The following is a 10653-nucleotide window of genomic DNA, read 5'->3' on the forward strand; positions in this document are numbered from 1 at the left end:
CGGCACGCCGCGGACGATCACCACCGGGCACGACGCGTGCGCGGCGGTGCCGACACCGACGGAGCCGACCAGCAGCCCGCTGAACCCACCGAGGCCGCGGCTACCCACGACGACCAGCTCGGCGTGGTGCGACTCGTCCACCAGCGTCGGTACGGCCGACCCGGTCACGATGTCTCCCGTGATCGCCACGTCCGGTGCGGTGGAGCGGGCGAGGGCGATCGCCTCGCCGACGAAGCCCTCGGCCTCGTGGCGCAGCCCGCCCTCCTGCGGCCCGACCGGGCTCGGCCCGAGCGGGACGTTCATCATCGGCCAGATGAAGGCGTGCACGATACGCAGCGCGTGGCCGCGCAACGCCGCCTCGCGGGCCGCCCACCGCACCGCCTGCAGGCCGTCCTCCGAGCCGTCGATACCCACCACGATCGGCGCCGGTTCCTGTGCCATCGGTTCGTTCCTCCCGTACTGGTTGGCCACGCTCTTCGGGCACGGTTCCCAGTGTGCCGGGGGAGGCGCCGGCAGGTGGGCGTTTCGGTCAGGTCAGCACGCCGCCGTTGACGTTGATCGTCTGTCCGGTGACGTAGCCGGCGTCGGGGGAGACCAGGTAACGCACGGCCGCCGCGATCTCCTGCGGGTTGCCGAGCCGGCCCACCGGCGGCGTGCGCCCGGCGTGGTGCTGCGGGGTGCCGTGCAGCCTGGTGGTGTCGATCATGCCGGGAGAGACGGCGTTCACCGTGACGCCGTCGGCGGCGTACTCGGCGGCGAGCGCCTTGGTGAGGCCGATCAGGCCAGCTTTCGCGGTGACGACGTGGGCGCGGTGCGCGGCTCCGGTCTGGCCGGTGACGCCTGCGATGTTGACGATCCGGCCGTGCCCCGCGTCGAGCATGTGCGGGAGCACCTGCTGCGCGCACACGAACGCGCCGTCCACGATGACGCTCGTCACCTCGCGCCAGTCGGTGTCGGTCAGCTCGAGGAACGGTCGCTCGACCCGGATGGCGGCGTTGTTCACGAGGATGGTCGGCGGACCCAGGGTGCACGCGTCCGCGACGGCTGCGGCCACGGCGTCGCGGTCCCGTACGTCGGCGACCGCGACCTGCGCCCTTCGGCCCTCGGCGCGCACCTCCGCCGCGACGCTCTCCGCCTCGGCGCGGTTGGCCCGTACGAGCACGACCACGTCCGCGCCCCAGCGGGCCAGCTCGAGCGCGATCGAACGGCCGATGTTGCGGCCCCCTCCGGTGACGACGGCTACCGGTTGCTGGCTCACCGGCGCACCTCGTTCCCTGCGGCCAGCCGCGCGATCTCCGCGACGCTGTCGCGGGTCTCCACGTGCCAGCAGATGTCGACCAGTCGGCGTGCGGTGTCCGGCCCGAGGCAGTCGCCGGCGAGGTCGAGGAACTTGGCCTCGATCTCGTCGTCGGTCATCGGCTTGGCCGGGGTGCCCTTGTTGTGCCGCACCTCCCGCGTCAACCGTCGCCCGTCCTCGAGTACGACGGTGACCGACGCGGCGTCCTTCGGCAGCTCGTCGTCGACGGTGATGGTCACCCGGTCGCGCATCTCCACGACCGCAGGGTCGGTCACCCGTTCGTCGGTGAACTGGCGGATGCTCGCGGCGCCGTCCAGAGCGGCCACGGCGGCGCAGTGGAAGATGCTGAACTTGCCTTCCAGCCCGGTCGCCGGCGTGGGCTTGCCGGTCACCCAGGACACGTAGTCGTTGACCGTGGCCTGGATGGACGCGACGTGCTCCGGACGGAAGCCGTGCTCGGCGCGCAGGTCGACGACGGCCTCGATGGTCGGGTGCGTCAGCGAGCCGCAGGCGTACGGCTTGAAGCCGTTGTCCGGCAGGGTCCAGGTCTCGCCGAGTGCCTCGGTGACGTACCCGATGTCCGGGTCGGGGGAGAGCACCTGCAGAAACCCGCGCCGGTCGTCGAGGACGGTGGTGGACGCGGTGAAGCCGCGGCGGGCGAGCAGCGCGGCGAGCAGGCCGTCCATGGCCGCCTTGCCCGGGTGCAGCGGTTTGCCCATGCTCCCGTAGACGCCCTTGAGGCCGGCGGCCTGGGTACCGGCCGCGCCGAACGCGTGCGCGACCTGGTCGGCGTCGAGCCCGAGCTGGTTGGCGGCGGCTGCTGCCGCACCGAAGTGGCCGACCGTACCGGTGACGTGCCAGCCCTGCTCGTAGTGCGCTGGCCCGGCGGCGCGGGCGATCCTGACCTCGGTCTCGAAGCCGGCGACGAACGCGGCGAGGGCACGGGACCCGGTGACCGCGGTGCGCTCGCTCAGCCCCAGCACGACCGGCCAGACAGGTGCACTGCCGTGCACGGTGGTCCTTGCCGGGTTGTAGGTGTCGTCGTAGTCGAGCACATGTGCGGCGTAGCCGTTGGCGAGTGCCGCGGTGAGGAGCCCGGCCCTGCGCCCGGCGCCGAGCACCGTCGCCGTGCCGTCGGTGTCGAGCTCCTCGCCGACGGCACGGACGACGGCTGCGGACGGGTCGGCGCTGCCGGCGAGACTGACGCCCAGCCAGTCGATGAGGCAGCGCTTCGCCTGGTGCAGTACCGCGTCCGGTATGCCGTGCGCGTCGAGGCCGGCCACGAACTCCGCGAGTCTGCCGGTGGCGCTCACGCAGCGATCCTCCTGTCGTCGACGAGCCCGCCGGTGCCGGCCCGCGCGGGTGCTACCGCGGGCCGACACCGGCAGATGCCTGTGCGGGTCAGCCCTTGCCGAGATCCGCCGTCTTCAGCGTCTCCTTGACCAGTGCGTTCTGTTCGGCGAGGTACTTCTCCCACTTCTTGCCGGTGAGCAGCTTGGTGACGAGGCCGTTCTTCTTGGCGTAGTCCTTCCATGCCTTGGTCTCCAGCAGCTTGGTGAAGAGCTCCTGGTAGTACGTGACCGCTTCCTTCGGCATGCCGGGCGGTGCCATGATCCCGCGGACCTGGGCGACCAGCTCGGTCTCGTACCCCTCGTCCTCCGTGGTCGGAGCGTCCGGGTAGAGCGGCGACGGCGTCGGGCTGATGGTGCCGATGACCTTCAGCTTGCCCGCCTTCACCTGCGACGCGAAGTCCGTCGCAGCACCGAACATCATGTCCGCGTCACCGTTGAGCAGAGCGGTGACCCGCTGGCCGACCTCCTCGAAGGAGAGGAACTTCCACTTGGTGTCGGTCTCTGCCTGCAGTGCCGCACCGTTGAGTGCGCCCACCTCGGTCGTCGAGCCGCCGGTCTGCACCAGCTTGCCCGGCTTCTTCTTCGCGTCCTCGATGAAGTCGCTCAGCGAGTCGTACGGCGAGTCCGCCGGCACCGCCATGATCTCGGGCTCGTTGATCAACCCGGCGACCGCGGTGAGGTCCTTCGTGGTGACGCTGGCGCCCTCGATCGTCAGCGGCGTGGTGATCCACGTGGTGGTCATCGCCGAGATGGTGTCGGTATCGCCCTTCTTGCCCATCAGGTACGACATCGCGCCCGCGCCCTCACCGGCCTTCTCGTTGCGGACCGGCCAGTTCGTTTCGATGAGCTTTTCCTTGCGCATCATCGCGATGACGTCGCGTACGAACAGGTCGCTGCCACCCCCAGGACCGGTGTGCACGAGGAACTCCGGTTTCGTTGGTTCGAAGTCCTTTCCATTCTCCGAGCCCGAGTCGGGCTGGAGACCACACGCTGCGGTGAGCAGCACCACGAGGATGCCGGACACCACTACGCGCACCAATCGAGAGTCGGACATGCCAACCTCCTTTGCGCTCTTCGTCGCTGAATCAGCGCTTGTTAGGTTCGTCGGTTACGGCATCTAGGTCAGCTGCCGCCGGTTCTTCCTTCTCGGTAGGCGTTTCCGGTGACGAATCGGAACTGTCGGTTTCGTTGTTCCTTCTGCGCGCGAGCATCGGGCCGACGAACAGCGCTACCGCGACAAGCAGGAAGACGGCGGCCCAGGGTCGCGTGACGAAGATGGTGGGGTCCCCCTGCGAGATCACGAAGGATCGGCGCATCGACTGCTCGAACAGCGGGCCGAGGACGAACGCCAGCACCATGGGTGCGGTCGGGAAGTCCGTCTTGCGCATCACGTAGCCGAGCAGGCCGAACAAGGCGAGCAGCACGATGTCGAACAACGACTTGTTGATGCTGTACACGCCGACGATAGAGATGACGATGATGCCGGGATAGAGGATGTAGTACGGGATGCGGAGGATGCTCGCGAACACCGGCACAAGCGGCAGGTTCAGCAGCACCAGCACGAGGTTGCCGATGTACATGCTCGCGATGATCGGCCAGACCACGTCGGGGTTCTCGGTGAAGAACATCGGGCCGGGCTGCAGGCCGTACAGGAAGAGCGCACCGAGCATGATGGCGGTGCTCGCCGATCCCGGGATGCCGAGTGTCAGCAGCGGTACGAACGATCCCGCGGTGGCCGAGTTGTTCGCCGCCTCGGGCGCAGCGACCCCCGCGATGGAGCCCCTGCCGAACTGCTCCGGGTGGCGCGAGAGGCGCTTGGCGAGCGTGTAGGAGACAAACGAGGCCACCGTGGAGCCCGCGCCAGGCAGGGCGCCGACGAAGAAGCCGACGACGGTGCCCTGCCCGATCGCCCCGGATGAGGCGACCAGGTCCTTGCGGTTGGGGAACAGCTCCCTGAGCTTGCTCGGCACCTTGAAGAACGTCTGTCCCGACCTGTTCTCCAGGTTGACCATGACCTCGCCGATGGCGAACAGGCCGATGCAGAGGGCGACGAACTCGACGCCGTTGGCGAGCTCCATCCTGCCGCCGGTGAAGCGGGTGGCACCGGAGAACAGGTCGATGCCGATGGTGGAGAGCAGGAAGCCGCCGAGGGCGGCGATCAACGCCTTGAGCTTCGAGCGGCCGGCGAGCAGCAGCACCATGCTCAGGCCGAGCGCCATCAGAGCCGTGTACTCCGGGGGACCGAAGATGACCGCCATCTCGGCAACGGCGGGGGCGAGGAACGTCAGGCCGATGAGGCCGAAGGTGCCGGCGATGAACGAGCCGATGGCCGCGATGCCGAGTGCGGGACCGGCGCGTCCCTGTTTGGCCATCTGGTACCCGTCGATCGCCGTGACGACCGAGGCGTCCTCGCCCGGGATGTTGAGCAGGATGGACGTCGTGGAGCCGCCGTACTTCGAGCCGTAGTAGATGCCGGCCATCATGATGAGTGCGGTCGCCGGCTCGAGGTTGACCGACAGCGGCAGCAGGATGGCGATCGTCGCCGGGGTGCCGAGCCCGGGTAGCACACCGATGAGGGTGCCCGCAGTGGCTCCGAACAACACCCAGAACAAGTTGGTGAGCGTGAACGCCGTGGCGAACCCGGTCATGATTCCTTGCAATGCCTCGGTCACGACGCTTGCCTCCGTCGCAGGTTCTGGCTCGACAGCACTGTCATCAACTCCGTGGGCTCAGGACCCGATCAACCCGAACAAGCCGGTGGGCAACTGCACTTGGAGCAACCAGCCGAAGAGCAGCCAGGTGAGTGCGGGGATCGTGATGGTCACGACCACGGGCACCCACCCGCGGCGGCGCTCGATGACGAAGAGGATCACGGCGACTAGGAGCAGCGCGGTGACCGCGAAGCCCAGCCAGCCGATGAGCAACGACGCGAGGAACACGCTCACCCAGAGACCCAGAGATCTGGCTGCATCCGGCCGGCTCGGCAGCTTCAGGTCCTCGTTGCCGATCTTGGGGCGGATCAGGCGGGTCGCGGTGAGGATCGCACCCGAGAGTGCCAGCGCGGTGCCGAGCAGGAACGGGAAGAACCCTGGCCCCGGCGTGTCGTCGATGTAGAAGTCGAGCTGCAGGCTCTGCGCGATGACGAAGATGCCGAAGACGACGAGCACTGCACCGCTGATCATGTCGACCCGGCGCAGCGTGGTGACTCTGTTCATCGTGGACCACCCATCAACGCGTGGAGCTTGGCGATGTCGTCGACCTCGTCGAGGTCCCAGATGCGGGCCGCGACGTGCCGTGCCGTGTCCTCGGGAACGGCGAGCTCGGCGCACTCGAGGAACTTGGCCTCCAGCTGGGTACGCGGCATCGGCTTCTCCGGGTGCCCGGTGGCGTACGACTCGACCCGTTCGAGCACCCGCCCGTCGCGCAGCCTGACGGTGACGCGGGTGCTCATGTGCTGGAAGCCCGCCGCCTCCATCTCGTCGTCCACGACGTGGTGACAGCGTTGCACCATCTCCTGCACCTCGGCACTGCGGACCACGTCGTCGTGGAACTCCGCGATCCCCACCTTCCGGCGCAGGATCGCGATGGCGAGGAAGAACGGGAAGGAGAACTTCGCTTCGAGCGCCGTGGTGGGGGTGCGGTAGATCAGCGCGTTCGGCATCGCCGAGTTGGTGCCCGCCGTCGCCTCCACGACGTCGTCGGGTGCGACGTCGTGCTCGCGTACGAGTGCAAGCACGGCGTCCTGACCGGGGTGCGACAGCGAACCGGACGGGTACGGCTTGATGGAGATCCCGGGGTCGGCGAAGAAGAACGGTGCGCCGAGCGTGCCGTCGATCCGCTGCGGCTGGTAGCCACCGCTGGCAGCGGCGTACATGCCGCGCTTCGCCTCGAGGATGTTCGTTGCTGCGGTGAAGCCGTCCGCAGCGAGGCGCGCGGCGACGACGCCGGCCTCCGCGGCCTTGCCCGCATGGAGCGGTTTCGTCATGGTGCCGAAGCTCTCCCGGTACCCGCCGGAGAGGCTGGCGGCGATGCCGAGCGCGTGGCGCAGCTGGACGGGGGAGAGGCCGAGCAGCTTCCCTGCCCCCGCGACGGCGCCGATGGCGCCGAACGTGCCGGTGGAGTGGAAGCCGTCGTGGTAGTGCCTGGGGTTCGACGCGTCCGCGGTGCGGCAGGCGACCTCGACGCCCGCCACGTAGGCGGTCAACAGGTCACGTCCGGAGGCGTTGACCAGCTCGGCGACGGCGGACGTGGCCGCGAGCACGGGCGCGGTCGGATGGGTCAGCAGGCCGTACACGCTCTCCGGGTCGGTGGAGAGCTGCGTGTCGTCGTAGTCCATCGCGTGGATCGACAGGCCGTTGGCCAGCGCGGCGAGGTCCGCTGTCGTGCGGACACTGGTGCCGAGGACGGTTGCCTCGGGCGCGCAGGCGGCCCGGCCGGCGTAGCCGCGCATGATCCGGTGGCTCTCCTCGGCCGTGCCGCTGAGCGCGAGGCCGTAGCCGTCGAGCACGTGCTCGACCGCTGCCTCGCGCACAGCGGTGGGAATGTCGTCGAATCGGAGGTCGAGGGTGAAATCAGCTACGTACTCGGTGAGGGACATCTCGACACCTCGCCCATTCCGTCATGACCAGGTGAAGTGCGGTGGGCGCTTCTCCAGGAAGGCGCGAACACCTTCCGCGTAGTCCCCCGTGTCGAACGACGAGTTGCGGATGTCGCGGGTGTCGTCGTCGTCCTCGGTCTGGCCGCGAAGGACGCGGCGGACGATCGTCTTCGCCGAGCGGACACTGAACTGGGCGCGGCTGCAGACGATCTCGGCGAAGTCGTAGGTGAGCTGCTCGAGCTCGTCGGGAGTGGTGAGCTCGTCGACCAGGCCGAGCTGCAGCGCGCGCTGAGCGGCGAGCAGCTCGCCGGACATCAGGATCCACTTCGCCCGCGACGGGCCGACGGTGTCGACGAGTCGCTTGGTGGAGTCCAGGCTGTACACGAGGCCGAGCTTGGCTGGCGTGATGGCGAACCTGGCACGTTCGTCGGCGAAGCGGAGGTCACAGGCGAGCGCGAGTCCGCAGCCACCGCCGACGCAGTACCCGTGGATCATGGCGATGGTCGGCTTGCGCAGGCCTTCGAGTGCCCGTTCGGCCGCTTCGACGCGGAGGTTGTACGCCTTGGCGCTCTCCTTGTTGCCGCGTACCTCTTCGAACTCGCTGATGTCGGCGCCCGACGCGAAGGCCTTCTGTCCCGCGCCGCGGACCACCACGACCTTGACCGTCGGATCGGTGTCGAGCTCCGCGACGATCCCGGGGAGCTCTTCGTACATGCCGAGCCGGATCGCGTTGCGACTGTCCGGCCGGTTGAGTACCAGCGTGGCCACTTCCTTGTCGGCGCCTGAGCGCTCGACCACGAGGTCGTTGGACAAGGGACTACCTCCCACGTAGTTCAGGATGGGCGTCGTAGATGACGCCGTCGTCGTAGAGCTGTGCGATCTCGTCGTCGCCGACGTCGTTCTCACGCAGTACCGCGTCGGTGTGCTGGCCGAGCCACGGCGCGGGCCCGCGTACGGAGACGTCGAGGTCGCTGAACTTCGTCGGCGGGGCGATGGTCTGCATCGGCCCGATGATCGGGTGTTCGAGGTCGACGACCATGCCGCGGGAGCGGATGTGCTCGTCGTTGAGTGCCTCGTCGTAGGTGAAGACCGGGCCGCCCGGTACGCCGGTGCGGTCGAGGACCTCGAGCCACTCGGCCGTGGTCTTCTGCGAGGTGATCGCCTCGATCTCGCGCTCGAGCTCGTCGATGTTCGTCATCCGGTCGGGCAGCGTGGCGAAGCGTGCGTCGGTCAGCCATTCCGGCCGCAGGAGCACGTCCTTGACCAGCTGCTGCCAGAGCCGCTCTGTGTTGGCGCCAATGGTGACGTAGCCGTCCGCAGTGCGGTACGCCTGGTACGGCGTCGACCTGCGGTGCCTGGTGCCCGCCGGCGCCGGTTCCTCGCCGCTGGCGAAGTACGCGCCGGACTCCCATACCGTCCAGGCGAGCCCGGCCTCGACGAGCGAGACGTCGATGTACTGGCCGGTGCCGGTCTGCTGTCGAACCAGCTGGGCCGCGAGGATCGAGTAGATCGCCGTGGCGCCGGCGGCGATGTCGTTGACGGCGATGCCGACCTTGGCCGGGTTGCCGTCCGGGTGGCCGGTCATGCGGAGGAAGCCGACCATCCCTTGCGCCATGATGTCGAAGCCGGGCCGGTCGCGGTACGGTCCGGTCTGGCCGAAACCGCTGATCGAGCAGTAGAGGATGTCCGGGCGCACCGCACGGACTGCCTCGTAGTCGATACCCAACCTGCCGGTCACGCCCGGCCGGAAGTTCTCGACGACCAGGTCGGCGTTCTCGACCATGCGGAGGAACACGTCGCGTCCCGCGGGCTGCTTGAGGTCCAGCCCGATGCTTCGCTTGCTCCGGTTGGGCATGCCGAACGGGTAGCTCTCGCCGTTGACCTTCGGTGCGAGCCTTCGGCCATCGTCACCGTCGGGAAACCGCTCGATCTTCACGACGTCAGCGCCGAGTTCGGCCAGAACCATTGTGCAGTAAGGGCCGGAGAGGAACCGGGTGAGATCGAGTACCCGGAAACCGTCGAGAGGGAGCATTGGCCTCTTCCCACTATACGGGATAGCTTCTCGTGTTGCGGACAAGCTACGTTCGTGAGAACGTGCTGTCAAGAGTGTCGACACTTACCGCAGGGAGAGCTCATGGCCGACACGACCAAGCGGGCTCCCGGTGTGCAGTCGATCGATCGGGCAGCGAGCATCCTGCGCTCTTTCAGCGCGAAGACACCGACGTTGGGCATCTCCGACATCGCGCGGAAGACCGGGTTGTCCACCAGCACGACGCATCGGCTGCTCGTCGCGATGCAACACAACCAACTCGTCCGGCAGACGGCCGACAGGCGCTACGCGCTCGGCCCGCTCCTCCTGCAGCTGGCGCGCAGCGGTGCGGTCGCACCGTCACTGCGCGAGGCCGCACTGCCCGCGATGACCGCGTTGCGTGACGCGGAAGAGGAGACCGTCGGCCTGCACATGCTGTTGCCCGACGACGAGCGGGTCGTGGTCGACCAGGTCGAGAGCCACCACCCGCTGCGGCGCACGTACACCGAGCTTGGCGTGCCGATACCGCTGCCGTACGGAGCGCCGGGCAAGATCCTCGTGGCGTTCCTCGAGCCGGACCGCAAGGAGGCGATCCTGCGGCGGCCGCTGCGCAAGGTGACACCCGCGACCATGGTCGACGCCGGCGCGCTGCGGGTGGAGACCGAGGAGGCACGGCGGACCGGCTACGCGCTCTCCTATGCCGAGCGGACACCGGGCATCCATACCGTCGCTGCGGCCATCTTCGACCACACCGGTGCGGTCGTGGGATGCCTGAGCCTGACCGGCCCGGAGATCCGGATGCCTGCGGCGCGGTTGCGTACGCTCGGTCCGCGCGTGCGCGCGTCCGCGTGGGCGGTCTCTGAGTTGCTCGGTGCGAGGGACGAGCTCGTCCGTGCCAGGCATGCCGCGGACGATCGTGATCAGGCGAGCTGAACTGCTAGACTCTCTGCCGACAGCGGCCCGCTACGCGCTCTAGCTCGCGTGGTGGGCTTTCGCTGTTTCTGCGCTCAGTTTCGCGCGTTCACCGAAGCCGACGGGCAGGTTCGGCCTGCCCGGACGTCGGCGCGTCTCGCTTCGCCTGGGGAGATTCATGATCGAGGACCTGCCACGCCAAGTTGCCCGCACCAAGCGGTTCACCGTCGGCGAACCGCACGATCCGACCATCGTCGCCGAAGGAAGGCTGGTGGCGTACCTGTGCGCGGGCGAGCTCCGCGTGTGCGACGTCGCCGCGGAATCCGGTTCTGGCACAAATTTCGTGACACTCGCGGTGTGTTGACGTGGCTCTTGTAGTGGCTGCTATTCGGCGTTTCCGGGACGCGCCGGATTTCTTGTAATAACCGAATCTTGACTTTATAGCCGGCGTGTTGCGTGAGATAAA

Annotated in this window: 11 protein-coding genes; 2 read left to right on the forward strand and 9 right to left on the reverse strand. The window is 68.3% G+C overall.

Features of this window, described 5'->3' with window-relative positions; all coding sequences use genetic code 11:
- The 9 genes from GEV07_29495 to GEV07_29535 form a co-directional block, all read right to left on the reverse strand.
- Positions 1-441: universal stress protein (locus GEV07_29495; protein MQA06662.1), on the reverse strand; the 441-nt coding region annotated here is incomplete at its 3' end.
- A gap of 88 nt (positions 442-529) precedes the next feature.
- Positions 530-1258 carry an SDR family oxidoreductase gene (locus tag GEV07_29500; protein MQA06663.1) on the reverse strand — a complete coding sequence of 243 codons (729 nt, stop codon included), beginning with the start codon at positions 1256-1258 and terminating at the stop codon, positions 530-532.
- On the reverse strand, positions 1255-2715 hold the full coding sequence (locus GEV07_29505; GenBank protein ID MQA06664.1) for an MmgE/PrpD family protein: 1461 nt from the start codon (positions 2713-2715) through the stop codon (positions 1255-1257). Before GEV07_29505 ends, GEV07_29500 begins: the two co-directional genes overlap by 4 nt.
- Positions 2699-3703 (reverse strand): hypothetical protein, encoded by a 1005-nt coding sequence (locus GEV07_29510; GenBank protein ID MQA06665.1) that lies wholly within the window; start codon positions 3701-3703, stop codon positions 2699-2701. The genes GEV07_29505 and GEV07_29510 overlap by 17 nt, the downstream gene beginning before the upstream one ends.
- Positions 3704-3734: 31 nt before the next feature.
- Positions 3735-5297, reverse strand: coding sequence for a tripartite tricarboxylate transporter permease (locus tag GEV07_29515; protein ID MQA06666.1), 1563 nt, complete (start codon positions 5295-5297; stop codon positions 3735-3737).
- 81 nt (positions 5298-5378) lie between these two features.
- The gene (locus GEV07_29520; protein MQA06667.1) at positions 5379-5864 is read right to left on the reverse strand and encodes a hypothetical protein; all 486 of its coding nucleotides are present in this window, start codon (positions 5862-5864) and stop codon (positions 5379-5381) included.
- Positions 5861-7246, reverse strand: coding sequence for an MmgE/PrpD family protein (locus tag GEV07_29525; protein MQA06668.1), 1386 nt, complete (start codon positions 7244-7246; stop codon positions 5861-5863). Before GEV07_29525 ends, GEV07_29520 begins: the two co-directional genes overlap by 4 nt.
- Before the next feature lie 21 nt (positions 7247-7267).
- Complete coding sequence (locus tag GEV07_29530) at positions 7268-8059, reverse strand: enoyl-CoA hydratase (GenBank protein MQA06669.1); 792 nt, start codon at positions 8057-8059, stop codon at positions 7268-7270.
- Positions 8060-8063: 4 nt separating this feature from the next.
- On the reverse strand, positions 8064-9278 hold the full coding sequence (locus tag GEV07_29535) for a CoA transferase (protein MQA06670.1): 1215 nt from the start codon (positions 9276-9278) through the stop codon (positions 8064-8066).
- A 102-nt stretch (positions 9279-9380) separates the two neighbouring features.
- Between GEV07_29535 and GEV07_29540 the strand changes: the two genes are divergently transcribed.
- On the forward strand, positions 9381-10208 hold the full coding sequence (locus tag GEV07_29540; protein ID MQA06671.1) for a helix-turn-helix domain-containing protein: 828 nt from the start codon (positions 9381-9383) through the stop codon (positions 10206-10208).
- 157 nt (positions 10209-10365) lie between these two features.
- Positions 10366-10551 carry a hypothetical protein gene (locus GEV07_29545; GenBank protein MQA06672.1) on the forward strand — a complete coding sequence of 62 codons (186 nt, stop codon included), beginning with the start codon at positions 10366-10368 and terminating at the stop codon, positions 10549-10551.
- The last annotated feature ends 102 nt before the right edge of the window (positions 10552-10653 follow it).

Source organism: Streptosporangiales bacterium (genome assembly GCA_009379825.1).
Taxonomy (GTDB): Bacteria; Actinomycetota; Actinomycetes; order Streptosporangiales; family WHST01; genus WHST01.